The sequence below is a fragment of the Streptomyces sp. DSM 118878 genome, assembly GCF_052936595.1.
The window spans coordinates 7,728,772-7,747,188 of sequence record NZ_CP193622.1 but is presented as its reverse complement, the minus strand read 5'-3'; the positions used below and the strand labels follow the sequence as shown (position 1 = coordinate 7,747,188).

At 71.8% G+C, this 18,417-nt stretch carries 15 protein-coding genes; 1 reads left to right on the top strand and 14 read right to left on the bottom strand.

Translation table 11 applies throughout. The features are described 5' to 3' along the window. Positions 1-54: 54 nt before the first annotated feature. The 3 genes from ACRAKF_RS33515 to ACRAKF_RS33505 all read right to left on the bottom strand — a co-directional run bounded on the left by ACRAKF_RS33515 (position 55) and on the right by ACRAKF_RS33505 (position 4,437). Positions 55-1,284 (bottom strand): MBL fold metallo-hydrolase, encoded by a 1,230-nt coding sequence (locus tag ACRAKF_RS33515; protein ID WP_447041654.1) that lies wholly within the window; start codon positions 1,282-1,284, stop codon positions 55-57. Positions 1,285-1,418: 134 nt separating this feature from the next. Next, positions 1,419-2,225 (bottom strand): SGNH/GDSL hydrolase family protein, encoded by an 807-nt coding sequence (locus tag ACRAKF_RS33510; protein ID WP_447041652.1) that lies wholly within the window; start codon positions 2,223-2,225, stop codon positions 1,419-1,421. A gap of 127 nt (positions 2,226-2,352) precedes the next feature. Continuing rightward, positions 2,353-4,437, bottom strand: coding sequence for an alpha-galactosidase (locus ACRAKF_RS33505; protein ID WP_447041650.1), 2,085 nt, complete (start codon positions 4,435-4,437; stop codon positions 2,353-2,355). Positions 4,438-4,617: 180 nt separating this feature from the next. Between ACRAKF_RS33505 and ACRAKF_RS33500 the strand changes: the two genes are divergently transcribed. Then, on the top strand, positions 4,618-5,415 hold the full coding sequence (locus ACRAKF_RS33500; protein WP_447041649.1) for a tyrosine-protein phosphatase: 798 nt from the start codon (positions 4,618-4,620) through the stop codon (positions 5,413-5,415). A 70-nt stretch (positions 5,416-5,485) separates the two neighbouring features. Here the strand turns inward: ACRAKF_RS33500 and ACRAKF_RS33495 are convergent, their stop codons facing one another. The 11 genes from ACRAKF_RS33495 to hpnD all read right to left on the bottom strand — a co-directional run bounded on the left by ACRAKF_RS33495 (position 5,486) and on the right by hpnD (position 18,403). After that, positions 5,486-5,602 (bottom strand): DUF6126 family protein, encoded by a 117-nt coding sequence (locus ACRAKF_RS33495; RefSeq protein WP_447042294.1) that lies wholly within the window; start codon positions 5,600-5,602, stop codon positions 5,486-5,488. Between the two features lie 50 nt (positions 5,603-5,652). After that, positions 5,653-6,279, bottom strand: a complete 627-nt coding sequence (locus ACRAKF_RS33490; protein WP_447041647.1) for a helix-turn-helix domain-containing protein — start codon at positions 6,277-6,279, stop codon at positions 5,653-5,655. A gap of 119 nt (positions 6,280-6,398) precedes the next feature. Then, positions 6,399-7,784 carry an aspartate aminotransferase family protein gene (locus tag ACRAKF_RS33485; protein WP_447041645.1) on the bottom strand — a complete coding sequence of 462 codons (1,386 nt, stop codon included), beginning with the start codon at positions 7,782-7,784 and terminating at the stop codon, positions 6,399-6,401. Continuing rightward, positions 7,781-9,712: a 1-deoxy-D-xylulose-5-phosphate synthase gene (gene dxs / locus ACRAKF_RS33480; RefSeq protein ID WP_447041643.1), complete on the bottom strand. Its 1,932-nt coding sequence runs from the start codon at positions 9,710-9,712 to the stop codon at positions 7,781-7,783. The genes ACRAKF_RS33485 and dxs overlap by 4 nt, the downstream gene beginning before the upstream one ends. A gap of 144 nt (positions 9,713-9,856) precedes the next feature. Further along, a complete protein-coding gene (gene ispG / locus ACRAKF_RS33475; protein WP_447041642.1) occupies positions 9,857-11,023 on the bottom strand; it encodes a flavodoxin-dependent (E)-4-hydroxy-3-methylbut-2-enyl-diphosphate synthase in 1,167 nt (388 codons plus the stop codon). A gap of 4 nt (positions 11,024-11,027) precedes the next feature. Next, positions 11,028-12,050, bottom strand: a complete 1,023-nt coding sequence (hpnH, locus tag ACRAKF_RS33470; RefSeq protein WP_447041641.1) for an adenosyl-hopene transferase HpnH — start codon at positions 12,048-12,050, stop codon at positions 11,028-11,030. 20 nt (positions 12,051-12,070) lie between these two features. Beyond that, a complete protein-coding gene (locus ACRAKF_RS33465; protein WP_447041640.1) occupies positions 12,071-12,709 on the bottom strand; it encodes a phosphorylase family protein in 639 nt (212 codons plus the stop codon). Next, complete coding sequence (gene shc, locus ACRAKF_RS33460; RefSeq protein WP_447041638.1) at positions 12,709-14,721, bottom strand: squalene--hopene cyclase; 2,013 nt, start codon at positions 14,719-14,721, stop codon at positions 12,709-12,711. Before shc ends, ACRAKF_RS33465 begins: the two co-directional genes overlap by 1 nt. A 103-nt stretch (positions 14,722-14,824) precedes the next feature. After that, positions 14,825-15,955, bottom strand: coding sequence for a polyprenyl synthetase family protein (locus tag ACRAKF_RS33455; RefSeq protein ID WP_447041636.1), 1,131 nt, complete (start codon positions 15,953-15,955; stop codon positions 14,825-14,827). After that, a complete protein-coding gene (hpnE, locus tag ACRAKF_RS33450; RefSeq protein ID WP_447042293.1) occupies positions 15,952-17,358 on the bottom strand; it encodes a hydroxysqualene dehydroxylase HpnE in 1,407 nt (468 codons plus the stop codon). The genes ACRAKF_RS33455 and hpnE overlap by 4 nt, the downstream gene beginning before the upstream one ends. Before the next feature lie 124 nt (positions 17,359-17,482). Beyond that, entirely contained in the window at positions 17,483-18,403 is a 921-nt protein-coding gene (gene hpnD / locus ACRAKF_RS33445) for a presqualene diphosphate synthase HpnD (RefSeq protein ID WP_447041635.1), read from the bottom strand. Between the last annotated feature and the right edge of the window lie 14 nt (positions 18,404-18,417).

The following is an 18,417-nucleotide window of genomic DNA, read 5'->3' as shown; positions in this document are numbered from 1 at the left end:
GAGCGGACAGCGCTGTACAAGCGGTCGGCGGGGCTACGGGCGCCCCGCCACGCATCAGGCGACCGGCGCGGCCTCCGCGTCCCCGGCGGCCGCGTCCCCGGCCTGCGCGTCCCCGCTGTCCACGGCTGCGGCCCGTGGCTCGCCCGCCGGGGGCACCTCGGTCCAGCCGCCGGGCGGTACGGCGGCGACGCCGCGCCACCAGGGCGCGTCCGGCACCGTCCGCGACCCGGGCTCGAAGGGCCGGCCGGGGCAGGGCAGCGCGATCTCGGCGCCCGCGCGGCGCGCCGCCGCGAGCGTTCCCTCGCCCGGCTCCGACCACGGGTGCGGCGCGAGGTTGAACGTCGCCCAGTGGATCGGGAGCAGCACGCCGTGCGGCTGCCCGCCCTGGAGGTCCAGGTGGGCCCGCAGGCCCTCCTCGGGCGTCATGTGGATGTCGGGCCAGAACTTCGAGTAGGCGCCGATCTGGATCATGGTGACGTCGAAGGGGCCGTGCTCGGCGCCGATGTCGCGGAAGCCGGAGAAGTACCCCGTGTCCCCGCTGTGGAACACGCGGTGCTCGGGCCCGGCGACCACCCAGGACGCCCAGAGGGTGTGCTGCTGGTTGCGCAGGCCGCGGCCGCAGAAGTGGCGCGCGGGCGTGGCCGTCAGGGTCAGCCCGGCCACCTCAGCGGACTCGTTCCAGTCCAGCTCGCGGAGCCGGTCCGCGGGCACGCCCCAGCGCTCCAGGTGGGCGCCGACGCCGAGCGGCACCGCGAAGACCGTGCCCGTGCCGACCAGGGCCTTGATCGTGGGCAGGTCCAGGTGGTCGTAGTGGTCGTGCGAGATGACCACCACGTCGACCGGGCCGAGCGCGTCGAGGGGTACCGGTGCGGGGTGCAGGCGCTTGGGCCCCGCGAAGGAGAACGGCGAGCACCGCTCGCCCCACACCGGGTCGAAGAGGACGCGCCTGCCGTCGATCTCGGCGAGCACGCTCGAATGCCCCATCCAGGTGATCCGCAGCCCGTCGGCGGGCGGCTCGGCGAGGTCGGCGAGCGTCGTGGAGTGCACGGGGATCGTGCCCGTGGGGCCGCGGCGGACCCGCTCCTCCTTGCGGAAGTAGATCTTCGCGAACTCCAGGGTGGAACCGGACGGCCTGGTCCGCGCCCCCATGGGGTTCTGGAAGGACCCCTCGGCCACGGAGAAGTTCGGCGACCGGCGGATCCGCGCCAGCCGCGCGCCCGCCGGATCCGCACCGAAGGCGAGGGTCCGCAGTGAGCGGAGCCCGGGAATCAGGGACCGGGACACGGGACCTCCTGAAGGGGGTGGATGGACCTTCCCATTATGTCCACGGGCCGCGCCGCCACGTCGTCCGAGCCCGTGCTCCCCGGTCTCCGTCGGCGTGACGCGAGCCCGTGGCTTCGCGCGACGCGATCCCGTGGCTACAGGGGCAGCAGGTCGGGGCGCTTGGCGGCCACGTGGTCGCCGGAGCTCTCGCCGCGGATACGCCGGCCGATCCACGGCACGAGGTACTCCCGCGCCCAGTGGACGTCGTCGCGCCGCAGATCCAGCGTGCCGCGCGGCGGCAGCGGCGGCCACACCTGGTCGGGGTCGGCGGGCACCTCCAGGCCGAGCACCTGACCGGCCCGCAGCGCCACGCGCGTGTGCCCCTCCGCCGAGAGGTGCAGCCGGTCGCCGTCCCAGGCGCGGCGGTCCTGGACGGTCTTGAGGGACCACAGGTCGAGCACGGGGCAGCCGTAGCGGTCGGCGATCGCCCGGACGTGCATGTTGTACGTGGCGATCTTGCCGCGCAGATGCTTGAGGACCGCGACGCCGCGGGTGTCGAAGCCGGTGGTCACCATGACCGTGCCGACGGCCGACGTGAGGTCGGCGACGGCCCGCTCGAAGCGCTCGGCGAGCTCGTCCGGGTCGGTGCCGGGGCGGATGATGTCGTTGCCGCCCGCGCAGAAGGTCACCAGGTCGGGTGAGAGCTCCTTGGCGCGGGGGACCTGGTCCTCGACGATCTGGTCGAGGAGCTTCCCGCGCACGGCGAGGTTGGCGTACCGGAAGGTGTGCTCGGGCACCCGGTCGTCGAGCAGGACCGCGAGGCGGTCGGCCCACCCGACGAACGTGCCGTCGGGGCCGGGGTCACCCACTCCTTCGGTGAAGCTGTCGCCGACGGCCGCGTAGGAGGTGAAGACGTTGTTGTGGACGGGCGGGTGGATGAAGGTTGTCGACTCTGCGCTCACGGAGTCACATACTTCACCTTGCTAAGTGACCTACGCCACCGTAGGGAGGGGTTGACGGGGCGTGAGATAAGCCACCGGTCAAGATTCACCCAAAGCCGGAATAAACACCCGCCGGTCACCCCGCCGGTCACAGCCGCCGCAACCGGAACACCGCCGCGTCCAGATCGCCCCTCAACCCGGTCCGCAGCCCCCGGTGCAGCAACACCGCTCCCCGGTGGGTCTCCCCCGTGTCCCAGCAGATGTACGACGCCCGCGGGTCGAGCCCGCGCAGCCGTACGGGCGCCTGTTCCTCCCCGTACGCCTGGGACGGCAGCCAGGCGAGAACCACGGAGTCGTCGCCGCGCACGTACTGCACGGCGCTGAGCCCACCCTCCGGCGGGCGCAGCCGGTAGAGGTCGCCGAGCTGCACGATGGGCCTGATCTCCTTGTAGAGATCGACCCAGTCACGGGCCTCGGCGAGTTCGCTCTCGCTCCACCGGGTGAGGTCGCCGCCGATGCCGAGCACCCCGGCCATCGCGCTCACGAACCGGAACCGCAGCGAGCTGACGCGGCCGTTGAGCTGGGTGTTGGGGCTGTCGGTGACCCAGGCGGCCATCACGCGCGCCGGGTGGAGCTGGCTGAAGCCGTGCTGGATGGCGAGCCGGTCGAGCGGGTCGGTGTTGTCGGAGGTCCACACCTGGTCGGTACGGGAGAGGATGCCGAGGTCGACACGGCCACCGCCGCCCGAGCAGGACTCGAAGGCCACGGCGGGGTGCACGGCGCGCAGTCGGTCGAGCAGGCCGTACAGGTGGTGGACATGGCCCCACGAAGGGTCGTCCGCGCCGGGCCGTCCCGCGTCGGTGAAACTGCGGTTGAAGTCCCACTTCACGTAGTCGACGGGGGCGCTTTCGAGCAGGTGGTGCAGTTGCCGGTACAGGTGTGCGCGCACGTCCTCGCGGGAGAGGTCGAGGACGAGCTGGTTGCGGAACTCCGTACGCGTACGGCCTGGTTGGTGCCGCACCCAGTCGGGGTGGGCGCGGTAGAGGTCGCTGTCGGGGTTGACCATCTCGGGCTCCACCCAGATCCCGAAGCGCATGCCGAGGCTGTGCACCTCGTCGGCGAGCGGCTTGAGCCCCGCGGGGAAGCGGTCGGGGTTCGGCGTCCAGTCGCCGAGGCCCGTCCGGTCGTCGACGCGGCCGCCGAACCACGCGTCGTCGACGACGAACAGCTCGACGCCGAGCCCCGCCGCCTTGTGCGCCAGGGTCCGCTGCTGCTCCTCGGAGATGTCGAACCCGGTGGCGGCCTCCCAGGAGTTGTAGAGGACGGGCCGCACCGTCTCCGCATTGGGGATGACGTGTTCGCGCTGGTAGGTGTGCCAGGCGCGGCTCGCGCCGCCGAAACCGCCGCCGCTCCACAGCCCGGCGAACACGGGTGTGACGATGGCGGTACCGGGTTCGAGGACAGTGACACCCGAGTCGTCGTGGCCCACTCCTCCGGTGATCTGCACGGCCCCGTCGGGCAGCCGGTGCACGGCGATGCGCCAGGAACCCGACCAGGCGAGCGCGCAGCTGAACACCTCGCCGTGTTCCTCGCCCGCCCCTTCGGCGTCGAGCGCGACCCAGGGCAGGTGCTGGTGCCCGGTGTGCCCGCGCCTGCTGCCGATGACCTGCTCGCCGTACGTGAGACCGGAGCGCGCCGGCCTCGACTCCGCGCCCCAGCGGCCGTGGAGCTGGGAGAGGTGCCAGGCGTCGCGGGTCGGCAGGGTCCAGGTCGCGGAGTCCATGCGCAGGAGGTCGAGGGCGGGCGCGTGGACGCCGCCCTCGTGCACGAGGACGACGAACCGTTCGACGACGTCGCCGCGCAGCCGGTAGGTGAGGCTGATCCCGAGCTGGTGCAGGGTGTCGCGGAAGTGCACCTGGAGTTCGTCCTCATCGACCGCGCTGGACGTGTACCGCCACTCCGTCCCGCGCACCGTGTCGTCGCGGACGGACAGCGCGGGCCGTACGAAGCGGGGGCCGCCCTCCACGGGGTACTCCTCGCGCCCGTCGAGCGTCGATTCGAAACCTCGCTCCCGGGGCGGCGGCTCGGCGGCCAGGGCCTCGGCGTCGGGGAGCGCGATACGCGGGCCCCAGTAGAGGTGGAGCAGCTCGTCGCGGTCCGTGAGCCGCAGTGCGTAGCTGCTGGTGGGCCCGGAGAGCAGCCAGGTGCGTCCGTCCTCGCCGACCTCGACCATCAGTCCCCCACCGAGCCCTGCCGCGGACCGCACAGACAGACACGCATGCCCACATCGTCGGGGGCGGGCCGCGCCTCGGGCAACCGCCGTGCGGGGGTGATCCCCCGGGGAACCCATGTCGTATCGTCGAAGACGCATTTGCCGGCGAGCGACGCCGGCCGCGGAGCCCGAGGAGAGCGTGTGACGCAGCAGGTCCCGTCGACAGAGCCCGAACTTGCCGGGGTGCGCAACTTCCGCGATGTGGGCGGGCTGCCGACCGTGGACGGCCGCCGGGTCCGCACGGGCCGGCTGTTCCGCAGCGGTCATCTGGCGCACGCCACCGAGGCCGACGCCGCCTTCCTGACCTCGCTGGGCCTGCACACGGTCTTCGACTTCCGCAACGCCGCCGACCAGCGCCTCGAAGGACCGGACGTCGCGCTGCCGGGCGTGCGGAACGTGAACCTGCCGCTGAGCGACCCGGCCGACGGCGCCGAGTTCTGGAAGATGGTCCGCGACGGCGACCTCGACCAGCTTCGGTCGATCCTGTCCGACGGCAAGGGCGCCGAGCGGATGTCGGCCTCGTACCGGACGATCATCAAGGACCGCACCGCCGAGCACAGCCAGGTGCTGCACGCGCTCGCCGAGGACAGTGTGCCCGCGCTGATGCACTGCGCGGCGGGCAAGGACCGCGCCGGCCTCTCCATAGCCGTGACGCTCCTGGCCGTCGGGGTGGACCGCGACGCCATCGAGGCGGACTACCTGGCGTCGAACGCGGCCCACCGGCGCTACCGGGTGCGGCGTTCGAGCGACTCCCCGAACGCGATGTCCCCCGAGGTCATGGAGCTGCTCAACCCCCTCTTCGACGCCCGCGCCGAGTACCTGGCCGCCGCGTTCGAGACGATCGAGCGGACCTGGGGCGGCACGGACGCCTACTTCGCCGAGGGCCTCAAGATCTCCCCCGCGACCCGCGAGCGGCTCCGCGAGCGCCTGCTCGACTAGGGCGCGGGCCCCACTGGTTCTGCTGGTTCTACCGGACTACTGGTTCCACCGGTCTACTGGTTTCACCGGTCTACTGGTTCTGCGCCCCGAGTTCGAACAGCATGTAGACGAAGGCCGCGAAGACGTGGCCGACGGCGACGTAGATGATCAGGCGGACCCAGAGGGCACGGGGGAACTTCTCCTCCATGTCCTTGACCCGCGGCTCGGGCCTCGGTGATCCCTGCGGTTCCATGTCACTCATGTCGGCTCTCCCGGAGTGGGGCCGCCGAGGCACACCGCGGTGGCGGGGCTCTGCAGCAGCGTGTGGACGAAGAGGAGATCGGCGCCGTCCTGGTCGGCGGCGGCGATGCGGTGCGGGGTCAGCGAGTCGAAGTGCGCGCCGTCCCCCGGCGCGAGGATGTGCGTGGCGTCGCCCAGGCGCAGCCGCAGCCGCCCCTTCAGGACATGCAGCCACTCCTCGCCGGGGTGGACGCGGACGATGTCGCCCTGCGCGCCGTGCGGCACGTGGACGCGCAGGGCCTGCATGGAGCGACTGCGGCCGCCCGCCTGCCAGTAGGTCCAGCCGCCGGCCCTGCTCGGTTCCATGTCCGCCGCGCGGATGACGGAGTCCTGGTCGGCGACGGTCTCGCCGAGCAGCTCGGAGACCGTCGTACCGTAGATACGTGCGAGCGCGAGCAGCATCGGCAGCGACGGCTGGCGCTGCCCGGTCTCCAGGCGGGACAGATGGGCGGGTGAGAGCCCGGCGGTGCGGGCCGCGGCCTCCAGGGTGAGCGAGGCACGGCGCCGCAGCTCACGCAGTTGCGGCGCGACGGCGGGCAGCGCCTCGGCCGCCTGCGGCGGCTCGACGGGCTCGGCAGTGCTCATGCCTTGATTGAGCCAGAGCCTTGCCTCTCGGGCAACTTTATTGCCTTAGAGGCAAAACTCAGACAGAACGCCGGCGGGGGCGGGCGGCGCGCAGACTCTCCGCCGCGCAGACGCGGTGCCTAGCGGTTCGCGACCGCCTGTTTCACGAGCGTCCTGCCGAAGTCCCACATCAGCCCGCCCCCGCTGTGCGCCTCGTCCATCACGGCGGTGAACGCCTCGACGAAGCGGTCCACCTCCTTCTCCCCCACGGTCAGCGGCGGGATCAGCTTGATGACCTCCAGATGGTCGCCGGAGACCTGCGTGAGGATGCGGTGCTTCTGGAGCAGCGGCACGACCACCATCTGCGCGAAGAGGCCCTTGCGCGCGGCCTGAAGCATCGTCCAGCGCCCGCGCAGCTTGAGCGACCGGGGGCGCCCGAACTCGATGCCGATCATGAGGCCCCGGCCCCGCACTTCGTGGAGCAGCTCATAGCGGTCGACGAGCGCGGCGAGGCGGGACCTCAGCAGCTCCCCCGTCACGCGGGCGTTCCGCACGATCCGCTCGTCCTCCATGACGGCGAGGACCGCGAGGCCGGCCGCCATGGCCTGCGCGTTGGAGCCGAAGCTCGCCGAGTGCACGAGCACCCGGTCCATGGACGAGTAGACCTTCTTGAAGATCCAGTCCTTGCCGAGCGTGGCGCCGACCGGCACATAGCCGCCCGACAGGGCCTTGGCGACACAGACCAGGTCCGGCTCGACGCCCTCCTCGTGCTGGTAGGCGTAGAACTCGCCGGTCCTGCCGAGGCCGGTCTGCACCTCGTCGGCGATGAGCAGCGCCTTGTGGCGGTGCAGCAGTTCCTGGGCGGCGCGCAGATAGCCGGGCGGTGCCTCCAGGACGCCCTTGCCCTGGACGGGCTCGACGATGAGCCCGGCCACGTCGCCCTTCTTCAGCTCGTTCGCCAGCGCGTCGAGGTCGCCCAGCGGGACGGCCGTGTCGGGCAGCAGCGGTGCGAAGCCGTCCCGGAAGCCGCTCTCGCCGTTGACGGAGAGCGAGCCGGTGGTCAGCCCGTGGAAGGCGTGGGAGCAGTAGAGCACCCTCGGTCTCCCCGTCGCGTACCGGGCGAACTTCAGGGCGGTCTCGACGGCCTCCGTGCCGCTGTTGCCGAAGAACACCCGGTCCAGGTGCGGGCTGTGGGTGAGGAGCCGCTCGGCGAGCAGTCCCGGCAGCGGCTGGCAGTCGAAGCGGGTGAGGTCGGCGAGCGAGGCGTCCAGGACGTCGTGCAGCGCCTTGCGGACGACGGGGTGGTGCCTGCCGAGGCCCATCACGCCGAAGCCGGCGAGCATGTCGAGGTAGTCGTTGCCTTCGGTGTCCCAGAAGTACGCGCCCTCGGCCCGCTCGTAGACCTTGTCGAAGCCGATGGTGTGCAGCATGCGCGGAAGCTGGTGGTTGAGGTGCTTCGCATGCAGTTCGTACCGTTCGGCGCCCCGCTCGGCGAGGAGCCTGCCGAGGTCGAACTCCTTGGTCATACGCCGCACTCCTTGCCGCTGTGCTCCTTGGCCGGGCCCTGTGCTTCGGCCCCTGCCTCGTCCTTGCGGACCAGCGTGGCGCTGATCCGGCCCGCGATCTCGACCGGCGTGAGGCCGACGTCCGCCAGGACCTCGGCCCGCTTGGCGTGCGCGAGGAACTGCTCGGGGATGCCGAACCGCCGTACCGGTACGTCGACTTCGGCATCGCCGAGCGCGAGCGCGACCGCCGCGCCGACGCCCGCGGAGCGGCTGTTGTCCTCCACGACGGCCACGACGCGGTGGCGCGCCGCGAGCCCGGGGAGTTCGGGGTCGACCGGTTTGACCCAGCGGGGGTCGACGACGGTGCAGCGAAGGCCGCGTTCCCTCAGCAGTTCGGCGGCCTGGAGGCAGACCGGCGCCATCACGCCGACGGCCACAAGCAGCACCTCGGCATCGGTGTCCTGGAGCAGTACGTCCAGGCCGCCGAGCCGGTCGACCGCGGGGATCGCGGGGCCCACTGACTCCTTGGGGAAGCGGATGAGGGTGGGCGCGTCGTCCACCGCGACGGCCTCCCTGAGCTGGGCGCGGAGCTGGTCGGCGTCGCGCGGCGCGGCGATCCGCAGGCCGGGCACGACCTGGAGGACCGACAGGTCCCACACGCCGTTGTGCGAGGCCCCGTCCACTCCGGTGACCCCGGCGCGGTCGAGCACGAACGTGACCCCGCACCGGTGCAGCGCGACGTCCATCAGCACTTGGTCGAAGGCGCGGTTGAGGAAGGTCGCGTAGACCGCGACGACCGGGTGGAGGCCGCCCGTGGCAAGACCGGCGGCGGACACCGTGGCGTGCTGCTCGGCGATGCCCACGTCCCAGACCCGGTCGGGGTAGGCCTCGGCGAACTTGGAGAGGCCGACGGGGCCCCGCATGGCGGCCGTGATGGCGACGACGTCCTCGCGCTCGGCGCCGATGCGGACGATCTCGTCACCGAACACCGAGGTCCAGGAGGGCCCGCCGGCGGGGGCGAGCGGCTCGCAGGTGAGCGGGTCCATGACGCCGACGGTGTGGAAGCGGTCGGCCTCGTCCGCGAGCGCGGGTTCATAGCCCCGGCCCTTCTCGGTGAGGCAGTGGACGATGACCGGGCCGTGGAAGCGCTTCGCGCGCCGCAGCGCCGACTCGACGGCGCCCATGTCGTGGCCGTCGATCGGCCCCACGTACTTCAGCCCCAGGTCCTCGAACATGCCCTGCGGCGCGAAGGCGTCCTTGAAGCCCTTCTTGGCTCCGTGCAGGGACTCGTAGAGCGTCTGCCCGACGAGAGGGGTGCGTTGGAGGATGTCCTTGCCCCAGGCCAGGACCTGCTCGTAGCTGTCGGTGGTGCGCAGCGTCGCGAGGTGGTCGGCGAGGCCGCCTATGGTGGGGGCGTAGGAGCGTTCGTTGTCGTTGACGACGATGATCAGCGGCCGGTTCTTCGCGGCCGCGATGTTGTTCAGCGCTTCCCAGGCCATGCCGCCGGTGAGCGCGCCGTCCCCGATGACGGCGACCACGTGGCCCCGCTCGCCCAGGACCTGGCGCGCCTTGGCGAGGCCGTCCGCCCAGCCGAGCGCGGTCGAGGCGTGGCTGTTCTCGACGATGTCGTGCTCGGACTCCTCGCGCGAGGGATAGCCCGAGAGGCCGCCCTTGCCGCGCAGCTTGGAGAAGTCCTGCCGGCCGGTCAGGAGTTTGTGCACGTAGCTCTGGTGGCCGGTGTCCCACACGATGCGGTCCACGGGTGACTCGAAGACCCGGTGCAGGGCGATCGAGAGCTCCACCACCCCGAGGTTGGGCCCGAGATGGCCGCCGGTCCTCGCGACGGCGTGCACCAGGAACTCACGGACCTCCTCCGACAGTGTGTCGAGCTCGGCCTCGGTCAGCGCCTTGAGATCGCGCGGCCCCCGGATGGTGTCGAGAATCGTCATGCTCGGGCCCCCTCTCTGCCAGTTCTCGGCTGCCAGTTCTCGGCTGCCAGTTCTCAGCTCTGTCCAGCTCTGCTGCTCAGCTCCGCCCCTCGGCGCTCTGCTCCTCAGCGACCCAGCGACCCAGCGGACACGCCGCCACGCCGCTCAGCGCACGGTGACGTCGGGCGCCCCCGACGGAATCCCGTCCTTCTCCATCTGCTCCGCGATCTTCATCGCCTCGTCGATCAGCGTCTCCACGATCTTCGACTCCGGCACGGTCTTGATGACCTCGCCCTTCACGAAGATCTGGCCCTTGCCGTTGCCCGAGGCCACACCCAGGTCCGCCTCACGGGCCTCGCCCGGGCCGTTCACCACGCAGCCCATCACCGCGACCCGCAGCGGGACCTCCATGCCCTCAAGGCCCGCCGTGACCTCCTCGGCCAGCTTGTAGACATCCACCTGGGCGCGTCCACATGAGGGGCAGGAGACGATCTCCAGGCGGCGCCGGCGCAGGTTCAGCGACTCCAGGATCTGGATGCCGACCTTGATCTCCTCCACCGGAGGAGCCGACAGCGACACGCGGATCGTGTCACCGATGCCCTCACTGAGCAGCGCGCCGAACGCCACCGCCGACTTGATCGTGCCCTGGAACGCCGGGCCCGCCTCCGTCACGCCCAGGTGCAGGGGGTAGTCGCACGCCGCCGCCAGTTGGCGGTAGGCGTTGACCATCACCACCGGGTCGTTGTGCTTGACCGAGATCTTGATGTCCCGGAAGCCGTGCTCCTCGAAGAGCGACGCCTCCCACAGCGCGGATTCCACCAGCGCCTCGGGGGTCGCCTTGCCGTACTTCTTCAGGAGGCGCGCGTCCAGGGAGCCGGCGTTGACGCCGATCCGGATCGGCGTGCCCGCGGCCGAGGCCGCCTTGGCGATCTCCTTGACCTTGTCGTCGAACTGCTTGATGTTGCCCGGGTTCACCCGCACCGCCGCACACCCGGCGTCGATCGCCGCGAACACGTACTTCGGCTGGAAGTGAATGTCCGCGATCACCGGGATCTGCGACTTCCGGGCGATCGTGGCCAGCGCGTCCGCGTCGTCCTGCGTCGGACACGCCACCCGTACGATCTGACAGCCCGAGGCGGTCAGCTCCGCGATCTGCTGCAACGTCGCACCGATGTCCGACGTCCGCGTCGTCGTCATCGACTGCACCGACACCGGGGCATCCCCGCCCACCGCCACCGGCCCCACCTCGATGCGCCGCGAGACGCGGCGCTGCGAGACGGGCCGGACCGGCAGCTCGGGAAGGCCCAGGGAAACGGGCTCTCCAGGAGTCATGACGTCACCCGCGGTTTCCGGCGATCGTCTCGCGGGCGGCGCGGAGGGACTCCTTGAGGGACCCCATCGTGGCGAGGACGGCGGTCGGTTCGTACCCGCAGTGCGCCATGCAGTTGGCGCAGCGCGGGTCCTTGCCGCGGCCGTACTTGTCCCAGTCGGTCTCCTCGATGAGTTCGCGGTACGTCGGGACGTAACCGTCGCTCATCAGATAGCAGGGGCGCTGCCAGCCGAAGAGGGAGTAGTTGGGGATCGCCCACGCGGTGCACGGGAAGTCCGCCTTGCCCTCCAGGAAGTCCAGGAAGAGCGGCGAGTGGTTCAGCCGCCAGCGCCTGCGGTTGCCGCCGGCGAAGGCCTTCTTGAACAGCTCGCGGGTCTGCTCGACGCCCAGGAAGTGCTCCTGGTCGGGGGCCTTCTCGTAGGCATAGGCGGGCGACAGCATCATCTCGTCGACCTGGAGGTCGTCGTTGAGGTAGTTGAGGACCTCGATGATGGTCTGCGGGGTGTCGGTGTTGAAGAACGTCGAGTTGGTGGTGACGCGGAACCCCCGTCGCTTGGCCTCCTTCATGGCCTCCACCGCCTCGTCGAACACCCCCTCCTTGGCGACCGACTCGTCGTGCCGCTCGCGCATGCCGTCGATGTGCACGGCGAACGCGAAGTACGGCGAGGGCGTGAACTTGTCCATCTTCTTGCGCATCAGCATGGCGTTGGTGCAGAGGAAGACGTACTTCTTCTTCGCCACCAACTGCCGCACGATCTCGTCGATCTGAGGGTGCATCAGGGGCTCGCCGCCGGCGATGGACACCATCGGCGCACCGGACTCAAGGACGGCGCCCACGGCCTGGGCCACCGGCATCCGCTGCTTGAGCACCCCGGCCGGGTGCTGGATCTTGCCGCATCCCTCACACGCGAGGTTGCACGCGAAAAGCGGCTCCAACTCGACGATCAGTGGAAACTTGTCACGCTTTCGAAGCTTCTGCTCGACAAGATACGTAGCGACCTTGATGGACTGGCGCAGCGGCATGGCCATCTGGCTCACCTCCGGGGGAGCTAAGAGATACGGTGCCATTCGAAGAAAGCGGGAAGTACGGCACGGAGAACGCGGAAAGCCGATATTCCACCGCGTACCGTGCCGATGCGGACGAGTTCGTGCTGTGGAGCATCCACGACCACCCGGACGGCGGCAACGGGCCGTCGCCCGGCACGCATCGCGCATCGCAGCGTCGCGGCGGACTCCATGTCCACCGCGATGCCCCCGGCGGCGAGCAGTTCACCGCGTTCGGGACCGCGGACGACATGGTCGGAGCCGATGAGCGGGCCGATGTGCACGGCCCGCCCGGGCAGGACTCGGCCCAGCTCCTCGACCAGCAGTTCGGTGCCCGTGCACGGCGTGCCGCCGTGCACGTCCCTGGTCTGGTCGGCGACGACGAGATCACCGGGGTGCATGCCGGGGGCGAGCCCCGCGCAGAAGCCGGTGGCCACCACCGCCGCGTCCCGCAGGGGCTCCGTGCCGAGCGCCCCGCCGACGGCGCGCTCGGCGTTGTCCGGGCCCATGCCGGTGCGCAGCACGGTCATGGTGTCCGGGGCACCGCCGCGGTCGCCGGTGCGCAGGGCGAACCGCTCGATGCCGAGCGCGCAGGCGATCAGCAGCGGTGCGGTGCCCGCCCCGCGGGCCGGGGCGTCCGCCATCAGCTCCCCTTGCCTGCGTGCGCGGAGCCGGCCGGGAAGGGTTCGCCGTTGACGTACCTGCCGAGGGCGGTCAGCGGGAACACCTGGCGGTAGAGGTGATAGTTGATGGAGAAGTCCCAGGGGAAGCCGGTGCCGGTGAAGTACGGCTCGTCCCAGGAGCCGTCCGGGCGCTGCGTCTCGGCGAGCCAGGCGATGCCGCGCTCCACGGACCTGGCCTCGCGCTCGCCCGCCGAGAGCAGCGTGAGCAGCGCCCACGCGGTCTGCGACGCGGTCGACGTGCCGTGCCCCACCCAGCCGCGCTCGCGGTAGGAGCGCAGGTCCTCGCCCCAGCCGCCGTCGTCGTTCTGCACCGACTCCACCCAGCGCACCGCGCGGCGGATCGCGGCGTGCGACGCGGGAAGCCCGGCCGTGATCAGCGCGGGCACGACCGAGCCCGTACCGTAGAGGTAGTTGACGCCCCAGCGGCCGAACCAGGCGCCGTTGTCCTCCTGTTCGGCCAGCAGCCACTCGATGCCCCGCCGGGTGCGCGGGTCGTGGGACCTGCCCTCGACGGCGAGCATCTCCACCACGTGCCCGGTGACGTCGGCGGACGGCGGGTCGATGACCTCGCCGAAGTCGCAGAACGGCAGCCGGTTGGGGAAGGCGCTGGTGTTGTCGGCGTCGAAGGCGGCCCAGGCGCCGTTCTTCGACTGCATGCCGAGGGTCCAGCGCGCCCCGCGCTGGATGGCGTTCTCCACCCGGTCCTGGTCGGGGTGGGCCACCCGGCGCAGCGCGAGCGCCACCTCGGCGGTGTCGTCGATGTCGGGGTAGTTGTCGTTGTGGAACTCGAACGCCCAGCCGCCGGGCGCCAGTCCGGGCCTGCGGACCGCCCAGTCGCCGGGGCGTACGATCTCCTCGCCCAGCATCCAGTCCGCCGCCCTGACGAGCTGCGGGTGGTCGGCGGGCAGCCCGGCGTCCGCGAGCGCGATCGTGGCGAGGCAGGTGTCCCACACGGGCGACTGGCAGGCCTCGATCATCCGGGCGCCGTCCTCGCGCCACACGGCGAACCGGTCGAGCGAGGCGAGCCCGGCCTTCAGGACCGGGTGCCCGAGGTCGTAGCCGAGCAGGTGCAGCGCGATGACCGAGTAGACGGCGGGCGGCTGGATGCCGCCCCAGCAGCCGTCGTTCTCCTGCCGCTCGATGATCCAGCGGGCGGCGCTGTTCATCGCCGCCTTGCGCAGCCGGCGCGGTGCGACCTTGCGGTAGACGTGCAGCGCCTTGTCGAGCCGTTCGAAGACGCCGTCCCAGGTCGTCGCGGGGGCCAGGGGCCTGGCGGGGCACGGGACGCTCGCGTCGACGTGCAGCTCGTCCAGGGCGAAGGGCGCGGGGCGCACCGGGCGCTTGGCGGAGACGACGGTGAGCGGCACGATGGTCTGCCGCGCCCAGCAGCCGAAGTCGTAGATGTTGAGCGGGAGCCACGGGGGGAAGTAGATGAGTTCCGGCGGGAGTTCGGGCAGGTCGTCCCAGCTCCACCAGCCGAAGAGGGCGAGCCAGATGCGGGTGAAGACCCTGCTCTGCGCGATGCCGCCCCGGTCCCTGATCCACTCGGCGGCCCTGGCCATGTGCGGATCGTCGGGCCGGTCGCCCGCCAGGCGCAGCGCGACGTACGCCTCGATGGTGGTGGAGAGCTCTCCGGGTCCGCCGTAGAAGGTGGCCCAGGTGCCGTCCTCGCGCTGCTCGCCGCGGATGAAGAGCGCGGCGGCGTGCGTCGTCCGCTCGTCCCTGATGCCGAGGAACTGCCGCAGGAGGAGGTCCTCGGCGTCCATGGTCACATTGGTCTGGAGGTCGCCCTTCCACCAGCCCTCGGTGTCCTGCCGGGAGAGCAGGAACTCCGTGGAGCGCTGTATGGCCCGGGTGGCGGCGTCCTTGGTACCCGCCGTCGGTGGCGTCGCGGCATGGGTATCGATGGGATGGCTGGCCGAGGCTGCGCGGGGCGGGGCCGCTCCGGTGCTTCCGTCGGTCGTCGCTGTCATGGCTTCCCCTTCGTGCAGTGCGGTGCTTCCTCTGCTGTGGGTCCGCCGTCGGCCGACGCGGTGCGCCGGCCGGCGACTGCGAGTCATATTCGGCCGATAGTGATCATCTCTTTCGTACGACGACGAAGTCGGCGAGTGCGACGAGCTGCTCCCGCACCCGGTCCGGCATGGATACGGTGTCCAGCGCCTCGATGGCGACGCTGTGCTGACGCCGGGCCTCCTCGGCGGTCCACCGGCGTCCGCCCGCCTCTTCGATCAGGGCGGCGCGCACGGCGAACTCCTCCTCGGAGAAGCTGTCGAAGTCGCTGCTCTTGGCGTCGGCGGCGAGCAGCTCCCCGAGCCGCTCGGAGGCGGGGCCGCCCGCGGCGAGCGCGGCCACCACCGGCAGGGACTTCTTGCGCTGGCGCAGGTCGCTCCAGGTCCGCTTGCCGGTGGCCTCCGGGTCGCCCCAGATGCCGAGCAGGTCGTCCACGGCCTGGAAGGCGAGGCCGAGGTGGTAGCCGTACTTCTCCAGGACGTCGGCGGTGCGGTCGTCCGCGCCGCCGAGCACGGCGCCGATGGAGACGGCGCAGGCGAGCAGGGCGCCCGTCTTGTTGCCCTCCATCTCCAGGCACTCCTCGACGGTGACCCGCTCGCGGTGCTCGTACGAGATGTCCTGCGCCTGGCCGTCGATGAGCGCGCGCGTGGCGGCGGTGAGGCGGCGTGTGGCGCGGCCCGCCTCGACGGTGCCGATCTCAAGGAGGATCTCGTTGGCGAGCGCGAAGAGGGCGTCGCCGACGAGGATGGCCTGCGCGGGGCCGTGCACCTTCCACACCGTGTCGCGGTGGCGGCGCTGCTCGTCGCCGTCCATCAGGTCGTCGTGCAGGAGCGAGAAGTTGTGCACGAGCTCCACGGCGACCGCGCCGGGCACGCCGACCTCGGGGGCCGCGCCCGCGGCCTCCGCGGAGAGCAGCGCGAGCGCGGGACGCACGGCCTTGCCGCCGTCGCCGTCGGACGGGTTGCCCGCGGCGTCGATCCAGCCGAAGTGGTAGGCGGCCACGGTGTTCATGGGGGGCGCGAGGCGGTCCACAGCGGCCCGCAGCACCGGGGTGGCCAGGGTCCTTCCGCGCTCGAGCAGTGAGGTCACGTCCACCGTGTCGGCAGCCGTTTCGGCCGAGGGCACAGTCGGCACAGTTTCTCCTCTGATTCCGGTGCTTGTTCCCTGGGGAGCTGACCCCAGGAGGTCGAGCTTCACGCCACCGCCCCCTCGAATGCGAAGAGATGGTCACGGGGGCGGTCGAGTGCGAAGAGGGCGGCCTCGGCCGCGCTGATGCCGCTGCGCACGGCGCCCTCCATGGTCGCGGGCCAGCCGGTGGCGGTCCACGCGCCCGCGAGGTACAGGCCGCGGGCCCTGGTGCGCGCGCCTGGCCTGAGCCGGCCGACGCCCGGGGTGGGCGCGAAGGTGGCGGTGCGCTCGCGGGTCACGAAGAAGTCCCGCACCTTCGCGCCGTGCGCGGCGGGCAGCAGCCGTTCGAGCTCGGGAAGGTAGCGCTCGCGCAGCGCGGCGACAGGCGCGTCGATCTCGTCCTGCGCGGCGGACTGCGAGAGCGCGAGGTACTGCCCCTCGGTGAGCCCGGAGGCCTCGGTGCGGTCGAAGACCCACTGGATGGGTGTGCCGAGGGCGGCGAAGAACGGCCGCTTCAGGACCTTCCTGTCGTACACGACGTGCACGTTGAGGATGGGCGCGTCGTCGATGTCGAGCAGCCGGTCGGGCTGGTCGAGCGCCCCGTCCGGGAGCAGGTCGTGGGCCTCGCGCTGCGGCACGGCGAGGACGACGGTGTCGGCGTCGATGGTCTCGCCCGGCATGTCGACGCGCCAACCGCCGTCGCCGGTACGGGAGATGGAGGTGACGCGCGCCTTCACCTCGGTGCGGACCCCCGCGGCGTCGAGCGCCCGGCGGGCCAGTGTGTCGTGCAGGTCGCCGAGCGGTACCCGCGACCAGCCGATGTCGGCGGCGCCGGGATCGGAGAGCAGCCCGGTCTTGAACACCATGGCGGCGAGCCCGAGGGAGGCGTCGCCGGCGACGGCGTTGAGCGTGGCGACGCCCACGAGGTCCCAGAGGGCTTCGATGGCGCGCGGCGACTGGCCGTGCCTGGCGAGCCAGCTCCCGAAGTCCTGCGTGTCGAGCAGCGGGTCGGCCGGGTCGAGGCCCTTGAGGGCGAGCGCGGCGCGCCCGACCTTGACGCGCTCGGCCGGCGAGAGGTGGGGATAGGTGGCGAGGCTCGCCGCCAGGTGCAGCGGGACGGGCAGTTCGGCGCGGCGCAGCCGTCCGAGCCGGTTGCGGTCGGCGTCGAGCACGGGCACGTCGAGACGTTCCTGCAGAGGCGCGAGGTGCGCGCCGCCGACGCGGTCGAGGAACCAGCGGTAGGCGGTGCAGCAGCGGAGGTAGACGTGCTGGCCGTTGTCGACGGTCAGGTCGCCGCGCCGGAAGGAGAAGGCGAGCCCACCGAGCCGCGGCCGTCCTTCGAGGAGCGTCACGCGCAGTCCGGCGTCGGCGAGGGAGAGCGCGGCGGTGACCCCCGCGAGCCCGCCGCCGATCACTACGGCCGCCCCGTCGGGGCGGCCTCCAAGGTTCTCGGGCGGCCCGTCGGGCCGCATGTCGTCGCTGTTCACGCACCCTCTCCTTCGGCCATCGCAGTCTGGGACGCCGTCGTGGAGCGGAGGGTTGCCCACCGCTTCGCGGAGGCCGCCACAGCCGCCCCCTCCACGCCCGGGACCCGTCTCACGCGCGCCTCCTGAGAGTCCGGCGTGACACGTGCCGCGCATCGAGGCCGGACAGGCCGCGTACGGCGACGTACGCCTTCTCGTGGCCCGGCAGCGAGACGCGGCCGCGCAGGACGGCCTCCGGTTCGCGCTCGATGCGGTCGAGCAGGCGGCGGTAGATGCCGGCCATGGCCGCGACGCAGGCGCCGCTGCGCCGGTCCAGCATGGGCAGCAGGCGGTACCCCTCGGCGAACAGGGCGCGTGCCCTGCGGACCTCGAAGTGCACGAGCCCGGCGAAGTCGGAGCCCGCGGGCGGCTCGGAGCCCGAGAACCCGGCGGAGCAGCCGAACTTGGCGAGGTCCTCGGCGGGCAGGTAGGTCCGCCCGTCCCCGGCGTCCTCGCGCACGTCGCGCAGGATGTTGGTGAGCTGGAGCGCGAGGCCGAGCGTGTCGGCGTACTCCGGTGCCCGCTCGGCGTGGAGCGCCCCCCGCTCCGTGCCGAACACACCGAGCGAGAGCCGCCCGATGGCACCGGCCACACAGCGGCAGTAGACCTGAAGGTCCTCCCAGGTCTCGTACGTCTCGCCGCGTACGTCCATCTGGACGCCGTCGATCAGTTCGCCGAGGCCGCTCATCGGGATGGGGAAGCGCGCGGCGGCGTGGGCGAGGGCGACCGCGACCGGGTCGGTGTCGTCCTCGTCGACCGCGCCCTCGTCGATGCGGGTCACCAGCTTGCGGGTCTCGTCGAGCCGGTCCGCCTTGACCTCCGGCGCGAGGTTGCCGTCGCCGATGTCGTCCACGCGCCGCGAGAGCGCGTAGAGCGCGGACATCGCGCGCCGCTTCGGCGCCGGGAGGAGCCTGATGCCGTAGGCGAAGTTGCGTGCCTGCTGTCCGGTGACGGTCTCGCAGTAGCTGTACGCGGCGAGCACCGGTGCGGACATCTGCGGGTCTGTTT